General features: G+C 40.6%; 16 protein-coding genes and 1 pseudogene. 14 read left to right on the top strand and 3 right to left on the bottom strand.

The window, feature by feature from the left end; genetic code table 11:
- Window positions 1–136: 136 nt before the first annotated feature.
- The 3 genes from trxB (at window position 137) to bshB1 (ending at window position 3134) form a co-directional block, all read left to right on the top strand.
- Complete coding sequence (trxB, locus tag AHMF7605_RS05450) at window positions 137–1072, top strand: thioredoxin-disulfide reductase (RefSeq protein WP_106927213.1); 936 nt, start codon at window positions 137–139, stop codon at window positions 1070–1072.
- Window positions 1073–1360: 288 nt separating this feature from the next.
- Window positions 1361–2407 (top strand): M23 family metallopeptidase, encoded by a 1047-nt coding sequence (locus AHMF7605_RS30905; RefSeq protein ID WP_106927211.1) that lies wholly within the window; start codon window positions 1361–1363, stop codon window positions 2405–2407.
- A gap of 10 nt (window positions 2408–2417) precedes the next feature.
- Complete coding sequence (gene bshB1 / locus AHMF7605_RS05440; protein ID WP_106927209.1) at window positions 2418–3134, top strand: bacillithiol biosynthesis deacetylase BshB1; 717 nt, start codon at window positions 2418–2420, stop codon at window positions 3132–3134.
- Window positions 3135–3189: 55 nt separating this feature from the next.
- On the opposite strand, the gene accC is transcribed toward bshB1, so the two are convergent.
- Complete coding sequence (gene accC / locus AHMF7605_RS05435; RefSeq protein ID WP_106927207.1) at window positions 3190–4689, bottom strand: acetyl-CoA carboxylase biotin carboxylase subunit; 1500 nt, start codon at window positions 4687–4689, stop codon at window positions 3190–3192.
- A 198-nt stretch (window positions 4690–4887) separates the two neighbouring features.
- Between accC and AHMF7605_RS05430 the strand changes: the two genes are divergently transcribed.
- A complete protein-coding gene (locus AHMF7605_RS05430) occupies window positions 4888–6126 on the top strand; it encodes an aminotransferase class I/II-fold pyridoxal phosphate-dependent enzyme (RefSeq protein ID WP_106927205.1) in 1239 nt (412 codons plus the stop codon).
- A gap of 106 nt (window positions 6127–6232) precedes the next feature.
- Window positions 6233–6400, top strand: a pseudogene (locus AHMF7605_RS05425) (histone H1); the annotation flags it as partial.
- 222 nt (window positions 6401–6622) lie between these two features.
- Here AHMF7605_RS05425 and tyrS read toward each other — a convergent pair.
- Complete coding sequence (tyrS, locus tag AHMF7605_RS05420; protein ID WP_106927201.1) at window positions 6623–7930, bottom strand: tyrosine--tRNA ligase; 1308 nt, start codon at window positions 7928–7930, stop codon at window positions 6623–6625.
- A 145-nt stretch (window positions 7931–8075) separates the two neighbouring features.
- On the opposite strand from tyrS, the gene holA reads away from it, so the two are divergent.
- The 9 genes from holA (at window position 8076) to trmB (ending at window position 19493) form a co-directional block, all read left to right on the top strand.
- On the top strand, window positions 8076–9116 hold the full coding sequence (gene holA, locus AHMF7605_RS05415; protein WP_106927199.1) for a DNA polymerase III subunit delta: 1041 nt from the start codon (window positions 8076–8078) through the stop codon (window positions 9114–9116).
- A gap of 193 nt (window positions 9117–9309) precedes the next feature.
- A complete protein-coding gene (locus AHMF7605_RS05410) occupies window positions 9310–12381 on the top strand; it encodes a tetratricopeptide repeat protein (RefSeq protein ID WP_106927198.1) in 3072 nt (1023 codons plus the stop codon).
- Window positions 12381–14066 (top strand): TonB-dependent receptor, encoded by a 1686-nt coding sequence (locus AHMF7605_RS05405; protein WP_106927196.1) that lies wholly within the window; start codon window positions 12381–12383, stop codon window positions 14064–14066. Before AHMF7605_RS05410 ends, AHMF7605_RS05405 begins: the two co-directional genes overlap by 1 nt.
- A gap of 11 nt (window positions 14067–14077) precedes the next feature.
- Window positions 14078–15523 carry an HU domain-containing protein gene (locus tag AHMF7605_RS05400; RefSeq protein ID WP_106927194.1) on the top strand — a complete coding sequence of 482 codons (1446 nt, stop codon included), beginning with the start codon at window positions 14078–14080 and terminating at the stop codon, window positions 15521–15523.
- A gap of 1 nt (window position 15524) precedes the next feature.
- Complete coding sequence (locus tag AHMF7605_RS05395; protein ID WP_106927192.1) at window positions 15525–16220, top strand: MotA/TolQ/ExbB proton channel family protein; 696 nt, start codon at window positions 15525–15527, stop codon at window positions 16218–16220.
- Between the two features lie 3 nt (window positions 16221–16223).
- A complete protein-coding gene (locus tag AHMF7605_RS05390; RefSeq protein WP_106927190.1) occupies window positions 16224–16625 on the top strand; it encodes an ExbD/TolR family protein in 402 nt (133 codons plus the stop codon).
- Window positions 16626–16636: 11 nt separating this feature from the next.
- On the top strand, window positions 16637–17512 hold the full coding sequence (locus AHMF7605_RS05385) for a hypothetical protein (RefSeq protein WP_106927188.1): 876 nt from the start codon (window positions 16637–16639) through the stop codon (window positions 17510–17512).
- Between the two features lie 28 nt (window positions 17513–17540).
- The gene (locus AHMF7605_RS05380) at window positions 17541–18833 is read left to right on the top strand and encodes a bifunctional folylpolyglutamate synthase/dihydrofolate synthase (RefSeq protein WP_106927186.1); all 1293 of its coding nucleotides are present in this window, start codon (window positions 17541–17543) and stop codon (window positions 18831–18833) included.
- A gap of 6 nt (window positions 18834–18839) precedes the next feature.
- Window positions 18840–19493, top strand: a complete 654-nt coding sequence (gene trmB / locus AHMF7605_RS05375) for a tRNA (guanosine(46)-N7)-methyltransferase TrmB (RefSeq protein ID WP_106927184.1) — start codon at window positions 18840–18842, stop codon at window positions 19491–19493.
- An 80-nt stretch (window positions 19494–19573) separates the two neighbouring features.
- On the opposite strand, the gene AHMF7605_RS05370 is transcribed toward trmB, so the two are convergent.
- On the bottom strand, window positions 19574–20197 hold the full coding sequence (locus tag AHMF7605_RS05370; RefSeq protein WP_106927181.1) for a phosphoribosylanthranilate isomerase: 624 nt from the start codon (window positions 20195–20197) through the stop codon (window positions 19574–19576).
- Window positions 20198–20380: the final 183 nt, after the last annotated feature.

Genomic DNA, 20380 nt, shown 5'->3' with positions numbered 1-20380 from the left:
AGGAAGAAGCCTTAGCTAATATGTTAAGGCTTTTTGCATTATATCTGTTATGGTTTACCCGTGCTGGTTAGAACAAATGCTAATTGATTTGTTATTATTTTGTAGTTTTGCCCCGCATTTGAATATTCTTTTATAAATGGAAGAAAAAGTAAAATTATTAATTATAGGTTCTGGTCCGGCTGGTTACACGGCCGCCATTTATGCCGCTCGGGCAGGTTTAAATCCAATTATGTATCAAGGTTTACAGCCTGGTGGGCAGCTTACTATTACTAACGATGTAGAAAATTACCCGGGTTACCCTCAAGGAATAAACGGTCCGCAAATGATGGAAGATTTCCGGATACAAGCCGAACGGTTTGGTACCGATATCCGCTATGGTATTGCCACGGACGTAGATTTTTCCGGACAGCCGCATAAAGTAGTTATTGATGATTCTAAAACGATCTTGGCTGATGCCGTTATTCTGGCTACCGGAGCTTCGGCTAAGTGGCTGGGAATAGAATCAGAAGCGCGTTTAAATGGCAGTGGGGTTTCGGCTTGCGCGGTGTGCGATGGCTTTTTTTACCGCGGCCAGGATGTAGCTATTGTGGGCGCTGGTGATACTGCTTGCGAAGAGGCCACTTACCTGGCCAATTTATGCTCGAAGGTGTATATGATTGTGCGGAAAAGCGAAATGCGGGCTTCCCTGATTATGCAGGAACGGGTAAAAAGAACACCCAATATTGAGTTAATTTATAATTCGGTAACCGATGAGATTTTAGGCGAGCACACCGTAGAAGGAGTTCGAATCAAAAATGCTGTTACCGGTGAACACCAGGTTTTAGATGTAAAAGGTTTTTTTGTGGCTATTGGGCACCAACCTAATTCCGAAATTTTCAAAAAGTATATAAACCACGATGCTAATGGCTATCTGAAAACGGTTCCGGGCACTTCGCAAACCAATGTAGACGGGGTATTTGCCTGCGGCGATGTGCAGGATTACGTATATCGGCAAGCAGTTACTGCAGCTGGTTCTGGCTGTATGGCAGCTTTGGATGCAGAGCGCTACCTGGTAGCAAATGAATTACATTAAGAATGGAGTAAAACAAGGAAGTCAACTTTTTCTAAATAATTATTTAGGTCGTAAATTCCTTCATTTACTCTTACTAATGCTACTGGGTGTATTTCTAAACTGGAAAAGATAAAGGCAATTTTATATTGCTTTAAATCTCAATAGATGCTAAGCTAATTGCTTGTTTTAAAATTGATAAAATCAAAGAAAGGTGATGGTTTGCTTCCTCACAATAAAAATAGCAATAATGAGGTTTATTTAAGAGTTATTTAAATACTACCCTACGTTACTGCTAAACTTACAGCACGAATGTTTTCAAAAAAAATTGCATTTATATATTATCTAACACTAGTCTTTCTTTTGTTGGGCGTTAGCGAAAGCTGGGCACAAACGCCAAAGAAAAAATCGAAAGATTTCTTTAAAATTAAAACTCCAAAAATTCAGTATGTAAAACCGGATACCGCTACTTTAATTGAGTATCAGGAATTTCCAGACGATAAATCCGAAGCTAGTAAATCTATATTCAGTCCGGCCAAAAGATTGTCCATTGTAAGCGAAGATACCACTACCTTAGATCTGGGAGAAAAAAGCATCGTGGAAATGTCGGAGGAAGTTTTAATTGATTCTTCCTGGATTAAAATTGCGGGTTATTACGCTATTTGGGATACCCGAAGTGTAAACCCTTACCGGATGGATGGCCGCCAGATTAAAGAAGCTGTGCCGATCAAGTTGGTTGATGAAGCGCGTAATCGATTAAGTAAGATGCCTCTTGAAAGCACACCTATTACTTCTGATTTTGGTTTTCGGGGATATCGGTGGCATTACGGTACTGATCTGGACCTAGATACCGGTGATTCGGTTTTAGCAGCTTTTGATGGAGTGGTGCGGATTGCCGCCTGGGATGGAGGGGGTTACGGGAATTACGTAGTAGTAAGGCATTATAATGGTTTAGAAACTTTGTACGGCCATATGAGTAAAACCCTGGTGAATGTAGGTCAGTTTGTAAAAGCTGGTCAACTTTTAGGTAAAGGTGGAAGTACCGGGCGCAGTACCGGACCGCATTTGCATTATGAAGTACGTTACCAAGGTAATCCTATTGATCCGGAACGCTTATATGATTTTCCGGCATATCGCTTGCTGCAAAACGATTTTGTAATAACGGCTTCTTTATTTAATTACTATAATTCGGTAAAAAAACATAGAGCGCGGCGAACAGTTTACCATACCGTCCGACGTGGCGAAGTGTTAGGTACTATTGCTCGCCGGTACGGAATCTCCGTGTCGCAGCTTGCGCGGCTAAATCATATATCTGCCCGAACTACTATTCGAGCTGGCCGAAGGCTGCGGGTAAAATAAACTATAATCTATGAAATTAGATATTCTTGCTTTTTCCTCTCATCCGGATGATATTGAATTATCGTGTGCCGGAACCCTTATTGCCCACGTACAAGCCGGGAAAAAAGTAGGTATTGTTGACCTGACCAAAGGAGAATTAGGAACCCGGGGAACTCCCGAAATCAGGGAAGCCGAAGCAACTGCTGCTACTTCTTTAATGGGCTTACACGCAAGAGAAAATTTAGGTTTTGCCGATGGCTTTTTTCGGAATGACCGGGAACACCAGCTAGAAGTAGTGAAAATGATACGGCGTTACCAACCCGAAATTGTCATTGCCAATGCTATTACCGACCGGCATCCGGATCATGGTCGCGGAAGTATTTTAGTATCGGAATCTTGTTTTTTAGCGGGCTTGAAACAAATTCAAACCGAGGGAAATAATACAACGCAAATGGCCTGGCGCCCTAAAGCGGTTTATCATTACATTCAGGATCGTTTGTTGGTACCTGATTTTGTAGTGGATATTACTCCTTATTGGGATTTAAAATTACAAGCCATCAAAGCTTTTAAGTCCCAATTTTATGATCCTAATAGTGTCGAACCCAATACGTATATATCTAATCCGGATTTTTTAAATTTTATCGAAGCGCGCAGCCGCGATATGGGTCATTTAATTGGTACTACTTTCGGTGAAGGTTTTACTAAAGAACGACACCTTGGAATACGAAATTTGTTTGATTTAATTTAATTGCTTAACAAGCATTTAAATATTACAGGCTGAACAAAAATAAACAGCAGCCTTTTTAACGTGTACGATTCTTTTTCCAATTAGAGCTTACTACAGAAGAGTTGTTCGTGGTTGCCATAGCTTTTGGTTTAGCCGTGTCGTACAGCCAAGCAGCTAACACAGCCGCTACTTGTTCGGCAACACGGTTAGCTGAAGCTTGCAAATCCTCGGCGGTAAAATAGCGTTCAATAAATTTAGTGTCAAAATTGCCCGAAACAAAAGCCGGGTGCTCTAACACGTATTTGCCAAAAGCTAAAGTATTCTCCACACCTGTAATCTGGTATTCGTCAATGGCCCGCAGCATTTTGGTAATAGCCTCTTCTCGGTTAGCGCCGAAGGTAACTAGTTTGGCAATCATAGGATCGTAATGGATGGGAATGTCCATACCTTGTTCAAAGCCATCGTCTACGCGCACTCCTAAACCTTGCGGCCGTTTATAAGTTGTTAAATTTCCAATATCGGGTAAAAAATTATTCTGGGGATCTTCGGCGTAAACCCGCAATTCCAGGGCATGACCGTATATTTTTAAATCTTCCTGTTTATAAGAGAGCGGTTGCCCTTCCGCAATCTTAATTTGTTCTTTCACCAGATCTAAACCCGTAATTTGCTCCGTAACCGGATGTTCTACTTGCAAACGGGTATTCATTTCCAGGAAGTAAAAGCGGTTATTTTCATCTAACAAAAACTCCACCGTTCCAGCTCCTACGTACTCACAGGCTTTCGCCACATTAACGGCACATTGACCCATTTCCGCGCGTAAGGCTGGTGTTAGAACACTAGAAGGTGCTTCTTCCATTACTTTTTGGTGCCGGCGCTGAATAGAACATTCCCGTTCAAATAAGTGCACAATATTGCCTTGTGTATCACCTAAAACCTGGATTTCAATATGTCTCGGCGAACTAATATATTTTTCAATAAACACGGCACCATCACCGAAGGCAGAAGTAGCTTCGCTTACCGCCAGTTGCATTTGTTGTTCAAAGCTGGCTAGTTCCGAGACTACCCGCATACCTTTACCACCGCCACCCGCACTGGCTTTAATCAAAATGGGAAACCCAACTTCCTGAACAATTTTCTTGGCTGCTTCTATATCGGAAATAGCTTCTTCCGTGCCGGGAACCATGGGAATAGCATATCGCGCTACGGCTGCTTTGGCGGCTAGTTTATTTCCCATTAACTCAATAGCAGCCGGAGTAGGGCCAATAAAAATAATACCCGCATCCTGAACCGCTTGCGCAAAAGCTGCATTTTCCGATAAAAAACCATAACCTGGATGAACGGCATCAACGTGCAATTCGCGGCAAACTTGAATAATTTTATTCCCTCGTAAGTACGATTCGGATGATTTTGCTTCTCCTACACAAACGGCTTCGTCGGCGTATTGCACGTGTAAAGCAGTCCGGTCAGCTTCACTATAGATAGCTACGGTTTGTATACCTAATTCGCGGGCCGAGCGCATAACGCGTAATGCTATTTCGCCTCGGTTTGCAACTAATATTTTATTTATTTTCTTCATGCTGCTAATTACATTATGACTTTCTCGGCTTTAATCTCTAGTTAGTATATAGAATTAATAAATAAGTTTTTTCCTTCTAGTTTTAAGATTGTTTATAAAACATTTAAGTTCTAAATTTGCGGGCATTAAAGTAACCGGACATTTACCGGTTGAAGTTAGAAAGTAATTTGTTTTTTCCATCACTTAATACGATACAGAGTGGATTTATTTGACAAACTGTTAGCCAACCGAGGACCATTAGGCAGCCATTCGCATTACGCACACGGTTATTTTACCTTTCCTAAATTAGAGGGCGAAATATCTCCCCGAATGCAATTTCGGGGAAAACCGGTGCTTACCTGGAGTTTGAATAATTATTTAGGATTAGCCAATCATCCGGAAGTTCGCAAGGCTGATGCCGTTGCAGCCGCTGAATGGGGCATGGCTTACCCAATGGGAGCCCGGATTATGTCAGGTAATTCCAATTTACACGAACAGTTGGAAGCCGAATTAGCCGATTTTGTGATGAAGCCGGATGCTTTGTTGCTTAATTATGGTTATCAGGGAGTAGTATCGATTATTGATGCTTTGGTGAATCGGCACGATGTTATTGTTTACGATGCCGAGTCGCACGCCTGTATTATTGATGGTGTACGATTGCACCAGGGTAAACGGTTTGTTTACGCGCACAACAACATGGAGAACCTGGAGAAGCAATTGCAACGGGCTTCCCGGCTATCCAGCGAAACCGGAGGAGCTATTCTGGTTATTACCGAAGGAGTATTTGGCATGTCTGGTAATTTAGGGAACCTGCCCGCTATTATAGCGTTAAAAGAAAAATACAAATTCCGCTTATTCGTGGATGATGCGCATGGCTTTGGTACGCAGGGTAAAACGGGCGCGGGTACCGGGGAACATTTTGGAGCTCAGGACGGAATAGACGTTTACTTTTCTACCTTCGCTAAATCTATGGCCAGTATTGGCGCTTTTGTAGCGGGACCGGAGCAGGTGATAGAATACTTACGCTATAACATGCGTTCGCAAATTTTTGCGAAATCATTGCCCATGCCCATAGTAGTAGGGGCGCTAAAAAGATTAGAATTATTGCGTAGTAAGCCGGAGTTAAAAGATAAACTCTGGGAAATTACGAATGCTTTGCAAAACGGTTTACGCGAAAAAGGATTTAACATTGGTACTACTCAATCCTGCGTTACACCGGTTATTTTAAAAGGACAAATTCCTGATGCCACCCAACTTACTTTAGATTTACGTGAAAATTACAGTATTTTCTGCTCCATTGTCGTTTATCCGGTGGTGCCAAAGGATGTAATTATGCTGCGTTTAATTCCAACAGCGGCTCATACTTTAGAAGATGTAAACGAAACAATTGAGGCTTTTGAGCGCATTTCGGAGAAGTTAGATAAAGGTTTGTACTCCAAATCAGCTATTGCGGTCTAATATTTAAGATAAATTTCTATTAAAAGGCCCTTTTTTTTGCTTCGTATTGATTATTGTGTATATTAGAGCGATTAAATATATATGTTCCACAACTAATAAAACTCTAATGAACAAGTTTAGCAGTGTTAAAGACTTAGTAATGTCTTTGGAGAGCGATTTCGAGAAATTCTACGAAAAAGGAAATTCGGCAGCTGGTACCCGGGTAAGAAAAGGGATGCAAGAACTGAAAAATCTGGCTCAAGACCTAAGAAAAGAGGTTCAAGACATGAAAAACAATGCGGCTGGAGGATCTGAAGAGACAGCTAAAGAAGGCGCTAAAAAAAGCACTTCAAAAGCTAAAAAGTAATTCAAGAACTTTCCACACCAACCAACAAAAAAAGTGGCCCCAACGGGACCACTTTTTTTGTTTTTGTACAGTTGCAGGTTGTACTATATGTTAGCATAATTCTTGAATTATCCAATATCAAGGGGAAACTTGCAACTTCTAACCCTCCAACTATTCTACCGCTACTAAGTAATAATTTTTCTTTCCTTTCTGGATAACTAAATACTTGTCTTGGAGAAGTTCAAAATTCACATCTGTAATAGATGCCGCTATTTTCTCCCGGTTTATACTTACGCCACCATTCTGTAACATGCGCTTTGCCTCACCACGCGATTCAAAAATTTGGAAGTGGGTAGTATCGGCTAAGAATTCCACTACGGAACCTGCCGCTTGATAAGCTTGTTTGGTTACCTTGATAATGGGGACCCCTTCGAATACTGCCAAAAGCAAGTCCTCGGATAAGGCACGTAAGGCACTAATATCATTTTTCCCAAATAAAACTTCGGAAGCCTGAACCGCGGCCAAATAATCTTCTTCGGAATGCACGCGGGTAGTTACTTCTTTAGCTAGTGCTTTCTGCAAAGTACGCAAATGAGGGGCTTCGTCGTGCTGAAGAATGAAAGCCTCAATTTCTTCTTTGGGTAGTAGCGTGTATACTTTAATCAACTTTTTGGCTTCCTCATCCGCCAGGTTCAGCCAAAACTGATAGAACCGGTAAGGGGAAGTTAAATTTGGATCCAGCCATATATTACCACTCTCGGATTTGCCAAATTTGGTGCCATCCGATTTGGTAACCAATTTACCCACCAAGGCATACGCTTTTCCACCATCCATTCGCCGGATTAATTCGGTACCGGTGGTAATATTTCCCCATTGGTCGGAGGCACCCATTTGTAGCCGTACATTTTTGTGTTTATACAAATGGTAATAATCATAGCCTTGTAATAACTGGTAAGAAAACTCCGTGAAAGACAAACCTTCTACCCGACCTTCTCCTTCTTCCTCTACCTGGATACGTTTTTGCACCGATTCTTTTTTCATCATGTAGTTTACCGTCAGGTGTTTGCCTACATCCCGCAGAAAACCTAAAAAATTAAATTCTTTAAACCAGTCGTAATTGTTTACCATTTCGGCGGAGTTAGTTCCGCAGTTGAAATCCAAGAATTTTTCTAACTGTGTCCGGATTCCTTCCTGGTTTTGGCGTAACGTTTCTTCGGAGAGTAGATTGCGTTCCGCCGACTTACCCGAAGGATCGCCAATCATGCCAGTGGCACCACCAACTAAAGCAATAGGTTTATGACCACAACGCTGTAAATGTACTAGCAACATGATGGTGGCTAAATTACCAATATGCAGGGAGGCCGCCGTAGGATCAAAACCAACGTAACCAGTGGTCATTTCTTTGGTAAGTTGTTCTTCGGTGCCCGGCATCGCATCGTGAAACATGCCGCGCCATTTTAATTCTTGTACCAGATTCATGCAATTGCCTTCTATATTATAAGTGAATAGGTATTAACCCAGATAAAAAATTACTTAGGTAAGAAGTGTCCCAAAAAAGTAATTTTCGGGCGCAAAGATATTAGTTGTTCCTTGTTCCTTGTTACTGCTTCCCATATTTTTGTGTATGACGGCCGAAGAAATACTACAGAAGTTAAAAAATAAGCAGTTCGCCCCTGTTTATTTTTTGCAAGGCGAGGAGCCTTACTTTATTGATTTAATCGCGAATTACATTGAGCAAAACGCTTTAGCGGAAAGTGAAAAAGGTTTTAATCAAGTAATCTTGTACGGTAAAGACGTAGATATTAGTACCATTCTGCTGCAAGCCAAACGTTATCCCATGATGTCGGAGCGATCCGTGGTAATTGTGAAAGAAGCTCAATCCATTGTAGATATTGACCGGGAATCTGGCATGAAACAACTCGAAGCCTATCTCCAACATCCTTTGCCTTCTACTATTCTGGTGTTTTGTTACAAACTGAAGGTGTTGGATGGCCGTAAATCGCTGGCAAAGACGGTAAACAAACACGCTGTACTACTTACTACTAAAAAGTTGTATGAAAACCAGGTGCCCACTTGGATTAACGGCTACGTAAAATCCAAACAATTACAAATACAACCTAAAGCCACTCTACTATTAAGCGAATACATTGGGGCAGATATTTCGCGGCTAGCCAATGAAATCGATAAACTAGCTTTAAATTTAAAACCCGAGCAAACTATTGACGAACGGATGGTGCAGGAAAATGTAGGTATTAGTAAAGAATACAATATTTTTGAACTGCAAACCGCCCTTATTCAAGGTAATGTTTTAAAAGCCAATCGTATTATTCAGTATTTTGAGGCTAATCCTAAAAACAACCCCATTATTCCTAATTTAACTTTACTCTTTTCTTTTTTTACTAAATTACTTTGTTTGCACGCTTCTCCCGATAAATCAGAAGCGGCCATTAGCAAAAGTTTGGGCAACCGCAGCTTTCTGGTAAAAGAATATATACAAGCCTTACGTACTTTTAATTATTATCGCACGACTCAAATTATCCATTACATTCGGTTAGCGGATTTACAAAGTAAAGGCATTGAAGGAGGCAACATGACCGACGGAGAAATTATGCAGGAGTTGGTTTTTAAAATTTTACATCCGGTGCCGGAAGAAGTACTCGTTTAAGGAGATATATGTATAAAATTTAATATTAGAGTAAAATTTTAGTGCCGCTCCGCCGTTATCCTTTCACACCCAAAAGGCAGTTTTTATGAAATAGCACTGCCGGAAAACTAAAAAAGCTGCGCCGCATTGCCGGTTTTTATTAATTTTGAATCTAAGATTGTGCTGCGCCGGAATTAACCGGATCTTTTTTACCATGAAAAAACTCCAAACTTTACTAATAACCTTTGCTTTTTTAGGAACGGCATCCTTGGCGGAAGCTCAGCATACGCAGGTATTTTCCCACGCCGATCACTACTACCAGGAAGGGTTGGAACTGTTCGATCGGGAAAAGTATGGCGCGGCTCAGCAAGCTTTTGCGCAGTACGTAAGTCTTATTGGTGATAATACCAAAACTATTGACGCCCAGTACTATTATGCCTTAAGTGGCTTGTACTTAATGCATGCCAACGCCGAAAAATTAATTTTAGATTTTGCGGCCAATTACCCGGCTCATCCGAAAGCTTCGGTTGCTTATCTGGAGTTAGGTAAATTTTATTTTAATAAAAAAGATTACGATAAATCCATTGAATATTTAGAAAAATCTCCTTCCGCCAGCTTAGACGAAAAGCAATTGCGCGAAGCAGAATTTAAGTTAGCTTACTCTTATTTTGCCCAAAAACAATTTGATAAAGCAAAGGTACTTTTCGACCGCAATAAGACCGGGGATCATAACTACGTGTATGCCTCTAATTATTACGCCGGCTACTTAGCCTACCGGAACGGCGATTATGCCAGCGCCAAAAAAGATTTACAAGTTGCTGAGCAAAACGAAGCTTATAAGCAGATTGTACCTTATATGCTTACCGAGATTTATTATAAAGAAGGCAATACCAATGAGGTAATCTCCTACGGCGAACGCGTTCTCCAACAACAGCCCGAACCTCAAAATGCCGATGAAATTAGAATTTTAGTGGGCGATGGGTATTATAAGAAAAACAATTACAAAAAAGCCCTAACGTATTTTACCGATTACGCCAAAGGAAAAAAGAAACTAGACCATACGGTAGCGTATAAATTAGGCTACGCTAATTACAAGACCAATAATTATAAAAATGCGATTCAGTATTTTCAGCCGGTAGCCTCGCAGAAAGAAGTTTTAGGGCAAAATGCTGCTTATCACTTAGGTTTAAGCTATTTGAAAGAAGAAAATAAGCAATTTGCCCTGGCGGCCTTCGACCAGGCACGCCGGGTAAACTTCGACTTGCCGGTAACCGAATCGGCTACCCTTAAATACGCTCAGCTGAATTACGAAAATGGTAATTTTAACGAAGCCATAAACGCTTTAGGTGAATTCCGGAAGAAATTTCCGCAATCAAAGTTACTATCCGAAGCCGATGATATTTTAAGTGAATCGTATTTAAACACGAGTAATTACGGCGATGCTGTCCGGCACATTGAGTCTTTAAATAACCGTTCGGCGCGCATTAACGAAACGTACCAGCGGGTTACCTATTTTCAGGCGGTGCAATTATTCAACGATGGCCGTTTTCAGGAAGCTTTGGCTGCCCTGAATAAATCTCTGGAACATAAATACAACAGCGAAATCCGGGCGGCCAGCTTTTTCTTAAAAGGCGAAGCCCAATCCATTGCGCAACTCTGGGAGGATGCCATTGCGAGTTACGGAGCGGTTTTCAAAAGTTCTAATGCTTCTAAAACCGATTATTATGTTAAATCCCGTTATGGGATTGGATACGCGTATTACAATACTCAGCAATACGATAAAGCACTGCCGCATTTTAAAACCTACATCAGCGATGCCGGAGCGCAAGCCAATGCCTCTAACATTAACGATGCTACCATCCGATTAGCCGATTGTTATTATATCCAGAAGAACTACAGCCAAGCTTTAACTTTGTACGATAAAGCAATTGAACAAAAAGCCACTGATGCTGATTTTGCATTTTTTCAAAAAGGCGTTATTTATGGTCTCCAGGGTAAGCGGGAGCAAGCCATAGAAAGTTTACGTACATTAGTTGCTAATTATCCCCGTTCGCAATACGCCGACGAAGCGGCTTACCAAAGAGCTTTAATAGATTTTGAAGCCGGAAATTACGCACCTTCTATAACTGGTTTTTCCAACCTGATTGATACCCGGCCGGATAGCCGCTTATTACCAAACGCCTTGCACAAAAGAGGAGTGGCTTACTCCAACGTAAATAAACCTAACGAGGCTTTGGCGGATTTTAAACGCATATTAAACGATTATCCTTCTTCTAAAGTAGCCCAAAGTGCCTTGTATAGTTTGCAGGAAGTCCTAGCTTCTACGAATAAGAGCGAAGAGTTTGATGCCTATTTAGCCCGGTTTAAAGCCGCCAACCCGCAGAGTGGCGCCTTGGAAAGCGTGGAATTTGAAGCAGCTAAATCGTTGTACTTAAGTGGAAAATATGAACCGGCCATCCCACGTCTTGAAGCTTATTTAAAATCGTATGCAGCCAGTCCCTACGCGCCGGAGGCCCGCTATTTTTTAGCCGATGCATATTTAAAAAATAATGATAAAGAAGCGGCTTTAACTACTTTCAAAGAGGTTATTGCCGAAAGCAAATCCGAATACCTAAGCCGGGCTATATACCGGGCGGCAGAATTAGAATTTGAAAATAAAAATTATCCCGAGGCTATCACTTATTATAATCGTTTGAACAAAATCGCGACGAGTAAAAAAGATCAGTCCAATGCTTTAATGGGTTTAATGCGAAGTTATTTCTTAACGAATGATTATGCCAATACAGGTAAAATTGCCGATGAATTAATCGCCCAGGGCAATGCTTCTCTTAACGCCTACAATTCAGCCCTTCTTTACAAAGGTAAAGCTTCTTATGCGGCCGGAAATTTGGACCAAGCCTTAACGGAATTATCTTCTACGGTTGGTTCGGCTACCGATGCGAATGGAGCCGAAGCGCAGTATTTAGTGGGTGAAATCCATTATAAGCAAAAGAAGTATAAAGAGTCTTTGAGTGATTTATTTAAAGTAAGCAGTAATTATTCGGCGTACGAATATTGGCTGGGTAAATCTTTTATTTTAATTGCCGATAATTATATTGCTACGAATGAATTATTCCAGGCCAAAGCTACCCTTAACTCAGTTATTGAAAACTCACCTAACCAGGAGATTGTAGAAGAAGCCAAAGCTAAATTAGCGGCTTTAGAACCTGGTGCCAATACCAGCCTGAAGAAAGAAGATTCAACAAAAACTAATTTGACTAACGTTCTGACGGATTCTATTAAATAATGAAAAATAAAACAATGAAGACGGCGGGCTTAGCGGTATTAGCTGGTATTTGTACCTTAATTGCCTCACCTGCCTGGGCGCAAAAAACTACTGGTAAACTGGAAGACGCTGAAATTGTGGTCGAAAAAAGCCGGGTAAATGAGTTACCGGAAGCTAGCCGGAACTTCGAAAAGTTTAAAGTAGATCCTCCGGAGAAAAAAGTTACTCCTTTAAGTTATAAGTTTACGGATTACAAGCTCGCCCAACAGGATTTGAACCTGAACATGCGCGTATTAACCATTAAGCCTGAAGATCAAACTCCAGTACCGGGAAATTACCTGAAATTAGGTTATGGCAATTATGGTACTCCCTACGTGAAAGGTTATTTCCATAATAACCGCGATGAGCAGTTTTCGTATGGAGCGAACATTAGTCATATCTCTTCTTCTAAAGGACCTGTTCCAAACTCCGGCGTAAGCAACTCCAGCATTGGCCTTAACGGTGAATCCTACACCGGTGGCTTAACCATAGGTGGCAAATTTAACTATGGTCATGATAAGTATAATTTTTATGGATACTCTCCCTTAAGTGAGAGCGTTAAAGAGGATTCTATCAAACAATTATTTAATCGTATTTCGCTGCAGGGTTATTTGAATAATAAGAATACGGAGAGTCCGCTTCAATACCAGGCTGGAGTAGGCGTCTCTATTTTCCGGGACAACTTTGAAGCACGCGAAAGCAATGTGGCGATAACTTTAGGAGCAAGTTATGCCCTTTCAACTGTTTCACGGTTTAATATCGCCGCCGATTTTTCTGGTATTTCCTACCAGGATTCGAGTAAAACTACCCGCGGGTTCTTTAAATTAAAACCAGCCTACGAAGTAGACGGCGATCGATTCGATTACAGTGTGGGAGTGAATTTGGCTTATACCGGCGATAAAGTGAATGATGCGAAAAAAATGAACCTTTATCCGGTGTTAAAAGTAGCCTATGAAGTGGCAGATGATAAACTGGTTTTATTCGGAAATTTGTCCGGCGATTTACAACGTACGTCGTTGTACCAGTTAACGCAGGAAAATCCTTATTTGAATAGTAATTTACAGATTGCCGATGTAAACAAAGCTTTAGATGTGAACGGCGGGTTAACGGGAAACATAAGTAAAAATTTAAGTTTTACGGCCCGGGTTTCGTATTTAAGTTACCGTAACTTATACTTCTTTAACAATTCAGCCACAGATTCGTCCCGCTTTGATATTGTTTATGATAATGATAATACCAATGTTCTTAACTTCTTCGGGGAATTAATTTACAACCAATCCGAAAAGTTACGGTTGGGAGCCCGCACCGAATACAATCAATATAAAACGGCGAGTTTAGCAAAACCTTATCACCGCCCGGCTACGCAGGCTACTTTTTTTGGTTCGTATAATATTTACAATAAGCTCTTCTTTAACGGCGAACTTTACTATATTAGCAGCTCCTACGGCAGAATTACACGACCTAATACAGGTAATCCTGCTGTTCATGAGGTTCTGAAAAAGACCGATAATATTGTAGATTTAAATGTAAAAGCCGATTACCGGTTCTCCGATAAGTTTTCAACTTTTGTTATGCTTAATAATATTTTAAATAAGAAATATGAGCGTTTCGTCAACTATCCTACAAAAGGACTGAATGTAATTGGTGGTATTTCGTACTCTTTCTAACAGCCTTGCTTATGGTATTAGAACATATTCAAAAATTATTGTTTGACCACGATTGCGTGATTATGCCCGATTTTGGCGGCTTGATTACGCATTACGAGCCGGCAAAAATTCATCCTATTCGCCACACTTTTTTGCCGCCGGCCAAACGAATAGCTTTTAATGAAAAATTGAAATTAAACGACGGCTTATTAATCAGCACTCTGGCTTATGATTATAAATTAAGTGCGGAACAAGCCCAAATGCAGGTATTACAGTTTGTGCACGAATTGCAACGTGAGCTAAACCGTAGCCGTCGTTTCGATTTAAAAGGAATTGGTATCTTCCGGTTAAACGAAGAAAGTAAAATTATATTCGAGTACGTAGAAAGCAAAAACTATTTAAATGATGCCTTTGGTTTGCCCGAGCTGGTGTCTAAACCAATAGTAGCATCTGAACCCGTTATTCTTCGTACCTTACTCAAAGAACCGCCGGTTAAAACTAAGAAAGGTTTTCGGAATACAATTTACCGGTACTACCAGGCAGCAGGTGCATTAATGATTGGTGGCGTAATAATAACGGGTCTTTATTTACTTTCTTTACAGACAGACTATAATTTAAGTGCTATTAATCCGATTACCTTATTTCAGTCGAATAACCAGCCAGTTTCGTCAGTTTCGGAACCAGAACAACCATCTGCCCCTGATAATTCTATTACCGATCTTGATATAGTTGCTGCAATACCTGCAGATGAAACGAGTTTAGATGCCTTCGAAAATTCAACTACCGAAATAGATGCGGATATTCTAAGCGCTACTCCTGCCAACAAAGAAACGGAGGCGGGAAATAGTACTTTTGCCAAGAATTCAGAAGAAACAAAAACAAGTAATACGGTAGAGCAAAAGCAAAAAGTACTTAAGAAAGTAAGTATTGCTCCGGGCGAGGCCGTGCTTATTTCGGCAAGAGTCAGTGCCGCTAAAACCTCTGCCCCCAAAACTACCCCGGCAAAAACTCCTCAAAAAGTTAATACCACCGCCGAGTCGGAGGAGGTAAAACGTAATTTTTCCATTGACGAAATAAACGCGGCATTAGCTAAAGACGGCACCAAAGCAAAATCTGAATCAACCAATACTGTTAAATCGGCGGCAACTCCTAGTGCTGTAACCACAAAAACATCCGATGCCGCCAAAAATGTAAACCGAAGCGGAAGTACTGCTAAATCCGGCGAGTCTGCTACAATTAATGCCAAATCGGAGCGTTTCTACATTATTGTGAACGGATATTCTACTTACGCAAGCGCCGAACGTAACCGGAAAGTTATTGCGAAAAAAGGCAGACCGGGTAAGATTATCTCCCCAACTGGGAATGCAGAATTATATCGAATTGCTATTGCAGAATACCCCACCCGGGAGCAGGCTCTACAAAACTTGTCAGCATTAAAAAATAAATACGGAAATACTATCTGGATACTTAAACGTTAACATGAATTCTCTTCTCTTACAAATTTCCACCACTACCACCGATACTTTAAATAATGTAGCTACTGCGGCTGGAAAAGCAGATCCGGAATTATCACTTATTGATCTGCTGTTAAAAGGCGGTTGGGTAATGATTCCCATTTTAATTTTATCTATTATCTCCATTTACATTATGGCGGAACGCTACGTGGCTATTAAAAAAGCTTCGCAGAATCCGGATTCATTTATGAACCAGGTAAAAGGGTTAATCCTGCGCCATGACTTACAGGGGGCTTTGTTGCTTTGCGGTCAAACCCGGACTCCGATTGCGCGCATGATTGAAAAAGGCATTAAGCGAATTGGTCAACCCTTAAAAGACATAGAAACTTCTATTGAAAACGTAGGTAAACTGGAAGTAACGAAACTGGAGAAAAACATTAGTATTTTAGGTATTATCGCTGGTATTGCTCCCATGTTAGGATTTATCGGTACGATTATCGGGGTAATTAAAATTTTCTATGCTATTTCAGCTTCCGGCGATTTTGGTATTGCCCAGATTTCGGGAGGTTTGTATACTAAAATGGTTACTTCGGCCGCTGGGTTAATTGTGGGTATTATTGCGCACGTGGGGTATCATTATCTAAGCTTAATGGTAGATCGGGTAGTTTTTAAAATGGAAAACAACGCCATCGAATTTACCGATTTGTTACAGGAGAATTAAGGTATGCAATTACGCGGACGTAGAAGGGTTACCTCGCACGTAGAAACGGGTTCGATGAATGACATCATGTTTTTCCTGATGTTATTTTTTCTTATAGTTTCTACTATGGTAAATCCTAATGTTATTAAGTTGTTGCTACCGAGTGCCAATAGCGGAAAATCGGTAACCAAACAACAAATAAATTTATCGGTTAACGAAAAAGGCGAGTACTACATTAACCGAAGTTTGATTTCTCCGGATAATTTAGAACAAGAATTAGGAGCTGTTGTAGCCGGTATAGACGAGCCGACCGTTGTTTTACGGGTAGATGTTTCCTTAAACGTACAAACTTTGGTTAACATTCTGGAAGTAGGCAATAAGTTGAAGATTAAAATGATAATGGCCACTCAAACGCCAAAAGGATAGGAGATAAAGCTATGACCGTAGAAGAACAAGATTACCGGAAATACGGTTTGTTGGTTACGCTGCTGTTTCACGGTGGGTTGCTCGCATTGTTTTTCTTAATAATTTTACACGAGCCTAAGCCTCCTTTATCCGGTGGCGACGGAATTGTGCTTAACTACGGATTAGATGCCGAAGGATTTGGGGATGTGCAAACAACAGCTCCCGCCAATGAATCTAAAAACAGAGAGGATAGTCGACCGGCGCCAGCCCGACCCAGCCGGGAAGCTCAACCAGAAGTTAAGCCCGAGCCAGTAAAAGAGGCTCCGGTGGAAGAAAAATTACTCACCACTAATGAAGAAAGCCCGGTTAATGTAAAAGTAATTGAGAAGCCACAACCTAAAGTAGTAGAACAACCCAAAGAGGAAATAAAAATAGTAGAAAAGCCCAAAGCGCTTTATCCGGGTAAATCTAAAGCAGACAATGGTACGGGAAACGGAGTAGCTGGTAGCAGCAATACCGCTACCGGTAATAACAACGGTGATCGGCCCGGAAAAGTAGGGGATCAGGGTGACCCAAATGGTTCGTTAAACTCGAAGGCTTTGTACGGTAAACCAGGAACCGGTACGGGTGGTAGTGGTTCCGGCTCTTTAAATATGCCGGGTTGGGGCTATGACCGCGAACCAAGACCCAACGATACCTCCAGTGAAACGGGAGAATTGGTTTTTCGGATCAAAATTAACGAAGACGGCGAAGTGGAATCGGTAGTGAAAGTGAGTGGTAACGTATCTCCCGCTTTAGAAAAATTATACCGCGACGAAGTGTATCGTTCTACCTTTACGCGTACTTCACCCGGGGCGGCTAACGTAGGAGCTACCGGAACAATTCGGTTTATCATCCGGGCGAAATAATCAAAACAATAATAACTAAATTTCGGGAATGACTTATCCGGAATGTCTTTCTTATTTATACCAGCATTTGCCGATGTTTCACCGCGTCGGCAATATTGCATTTAATAAAGGCTTGCAAAACATTGAAGCTCTTTGTTATACCTTGAATAATCCGCAGCAATACTTTAAATCGGTGCATGTGGCTGGTACTAATGGTAAAGGCAGTTCTTCGAACATGCTGGCAGCTGTTTTACAACAAGCAGGGTACAAAACCGGCTTATATACTTCTCCCCACTTAAAAGATTTCACCGAACGCATTAAAATTAATGGTACGGACATACCAAAGGAGTATGTGGTAAATTTCGTGGTGAAAAATCAAGATTTATTTGCCCAAATCAAACCATCTTTTTTTGAGATGACGGTAGCTTTGGCATTTAAATTCTTTGCGGAGGAACAAGTGGACATTGCTATTATTGAAGTGGGTTTAGGCGGCCGGTTAGATTCTACCAACATTATTACTCCTTTAATTTCGCTTATTACCAATATTGGTCTCGATCATCAAAGTTTGTTGGGCGATAATTTACCTAGCATTGCTTCAGAAAAAGCCGGTATTATCAAGCCTAACATTCCGGTTGTTATCAGCAAAACGCAACCCGAGGTGAGGGAAGTTTTTATTAACAAAGCGGCCGCAGAAGGCGCTCCTATTTTATTCGCCGACCAGCGATTTCAGGTTAATTTTAATGGCCGAACTTTCCAAAATCAACGTTTTCAGGTAAGGGAGAAGGGTTGTATCCTTTGGGAAGATCTGGAGCTGGATTTAATGGGAAATTACCAACGCGAAAATTTACCCGGAGTTTTAGCTACCTTAGATTATTTACAAGAACAAGGCTACCATATTGGGGAAAAAAATCTGAGAAATGGACTTGCCCAGGTTCGTAGCTTAACGGGTTTCAAAGGTCGCTGGCAAATACTGCAGGAAAAACCACTTATTATTTGTGATACTGGTCATAACGTAGATGGCATAAAACAGGTAGTAAGCCAATTAGCAACTACTACGAGCCAGTTAGTTCATTTTGTGTTTGGAGCAGTTAAGGATAAAGATGTAAGTGAGATTTTACAGCTATTGCCTCAACATTACCGCTATTATTTCTGCCAGGCCCAAATCCCGCGGGCATTGCCGGTAGATGAGTTAATGAAATTGGCCGCCGAAATAGGTTTAGAAGGAGAGTCTTATGCAACCGTGAGCGAAGCTGTAAAAGCCGCTAAAACAAATGTCCGAGAAAACGAAGTTATATTTATTGGGGGTAGTACCTTTGTGGTTGCCGAAATAGAAGATTTATAAGATAGAATGGCTCGATCGAAACTAACAAAATTTAAAGAAATTGCCGAAAGTAATATTGTAATCGAACCGGGTAAACCTATTTTTGAAACAATAAGAGGAAACTGGAACGAAGAATTTTTTAATAATAACCACGACTTGGTTGTAGAAATAGGCTGTGGCAAAGGCGATTACACCATTGGTATGGCAAATTTATTTCCGAATAAAAACTTTGTTGGCATTGATATAAAAGGTTCCCGTTTGTGGAAAGGAAGTAGGTTGGCGCAAGAACAAGGCCTAACGAATGTAGCTTTTCTCCGGAATTTCATTGAGCAAATATCCCAGCAGTTTTCTCCCGGTGAAGTTAGTGAACTATGGATTACTTTTCCGGACCCACGTCCAAAGAAAGGAGATGAAAAGAAACGCTTAACTTCTGCTCGTTTTTTAGATATTTATCAATCTATAGTTAAGCCCGAAGGTCTTATTCACTTTAAAACGGATGATTTAGATCTATTCCAATACACGTTAGAATTGTTGCAAAAGCGCGAAGCTAAAAACCTGCGTTATACTTTTAATTTGTATGAGTCTGACTTGCAACATCATACGCTTGGCATTCAAACTACTTACGAAAAGCGCTTTCTGGCCGAAGGCCAAACAATAAAATACTTACAGTTTAGTCGATAGACCATAGACTAAAGTCGATAGTCAACAGTGAAAATTAAAACTAATATACTATACTATAATTTGCGACAATGGTCTGTGGACTAAATTTCTTCCAGTTCTTCAAATATTTCTTGCAGCTTATCGTAATCTTTTAGTCCTGGCTTAATTTCCTGTCCTCCCCGGAGGGCAATGCCATCAGGTTTTACTTTTTGAAGAACCTTGGCAACATTTTCTTTTGAAATACCAAAGCCAATTATAATTTTAAAATCGCGGGCTAAATCTTGTAAGAACCGGATGTTGGTTTCGTCAATTGTTTGATAATCATCCGAGAAAATCAGAAAATAAGCCACATGATCTTTATATAAATGCATTTCTTCAACTAGTTCACTTTCAATGGTATCTTTGGTAAAGCGGGCCCGCTGGATTACCGGACAATTAATCTGTTGAATTTCATCAATTAAATATTGTTTTTCTAGTTGAACATAATCGAGTTGGCAGGTTTCAACGAACGAATTTATTTGCTCCACGGTAGATTTTTTAAATTCCCCAACCAGCTTTACCCCAGCTACCCAACCCGAAATTTCTTTTATCTCTGAGGATTGTATATAGTTTGGCTGACTTTCGTCGAGGCAAAAACCAATCATATCTACGCCCATTCCGGCACAATACCGGGCATCGCTCAAATTATTAACACTATTTACAATTACCGATGTGATTAAAGCCATAACGAAGAAGAGGTGGTTTAACTATTGTTTTAAATATAAATTTGTTTTAACGTATTTTAAAGTCAAAATAAGTAAGTATTTGGGAAATCAGTAAGTTTTTATCTTAAAAATGTATAAGGTTAGTTAAAAATTTCTGCTTCTTGCCGCAATAAGCTTCTAAAAACAATTCGTAAACTTATGTTA

The organism is Adhaeribacter arboris (assembly GCF_003023845.1).
Classification (GTDB): domain Bacteria; phylum Bacteroidota; class Bacteroidia; order Cytophagales; family Hymenobacteraceae; genus Adhaeribacter; species Adhaeribacter arboris.
This window is presented reverse-complemented; position numbering and strand designations above follow the sequence as displayed.

Coding starts and splice junctions, on each gene's coding strand:
- AHMF7605_RS05370 (WP_106927181.1), bottom strand. CDS start 20,197: ATGGCTTTAATCACATCGGTAATTGTAAATAGTGTTAATAATTTGAGC.
- AHMF7605_RS05405 (WP_106927196.1), top strand. CDS start 12,381: ATGAAAAATAAAACAATGAAGACGGCGGGCTTAGCGGTATTAGCTGGT.
- AHMF7605_RS05390 (WP_106927190.1), top strand. CDS start 16,224: ATGCAATTACGCGGACGTAGAAGGGTTACCTCGCACGTAGAAACGGGT.
- AHMF7605_RS05400 (WP_106927194.1), top strand. CDS start 14,078: ATGGTATTAGAACATATTCAAAAATTATTGTTTGACCACGATTGCGTG.
- AHMF7605_RS05395 (WP_106927192.1), top strand. CDS start 15,525: ATGAATTCTCTTCTCTTACAAATTTCCACCACTACCACCGATACTTTA.
- AHMF7605_RS05385 (WP_106927188.1), top strand. CDS start 16,637: ATGACCGTAGAAGAACAAGATTACCGGAAATACGGTTTGTTGGTTACG.
- tyrS (WP_106927201.1), bottom strand. CDS start 7,930: ATGAATCTGGTACAAGAATTAAAATGGCGCGGCATGTTTCACGATGCG.
- holA (WP_106927199.1), top strand. CDS start 8,076: ATGACGGCCGAAGAAATACTACAGAAGTTAAAAAATAAGCAGTTCGCC.
- bshB1 (WP_106927209.1), top strand. CDS start 2,418: ATGAAATTAGATATTCTTGCTTTTTCCTCTCATCCGGATGATATTGAA.
- trmB (WP_106927184.1), top strand. CDS start 18,840: ATGGCTCGATCGAAACTAACAAAATTTAAAGAAATTGCCGAAAGTAAT.
- AHMF7605_RS05380 (WP_106927186.1), top strand. CDS start 17,541: ATGACTTATCCGGAATGTCTTTCTTATTTATACCAGCATTTGCCGATG.
- accC (WP_106927207.1), bottom strand. CDS start 4,689: ATGAAGAAAATAAATAAAATATTAGTTGCAAACCGAGGCGAAATAGCA.
- trxB (WP_106927213.1), top strand. CDS start 137: ATGGAAGAAAAAGTAAAATTATTAATTATAGGTTCTGGTCCGGCTGGT.
- AHMF7605_RS05410 (WP_106927198.1), top strand. CDS start 9,310: ATGAAAAAACTCCAAACTTTACTAATAACCTTTGCTTTTTTAGGAACG.
- AHMF7605_RS30905 (WP_106927211.1), top strand. CDS start 1,361: ATGTTTTCAAAAAAAATTGCATTTATATATTATCTAACACTAGTCTTT.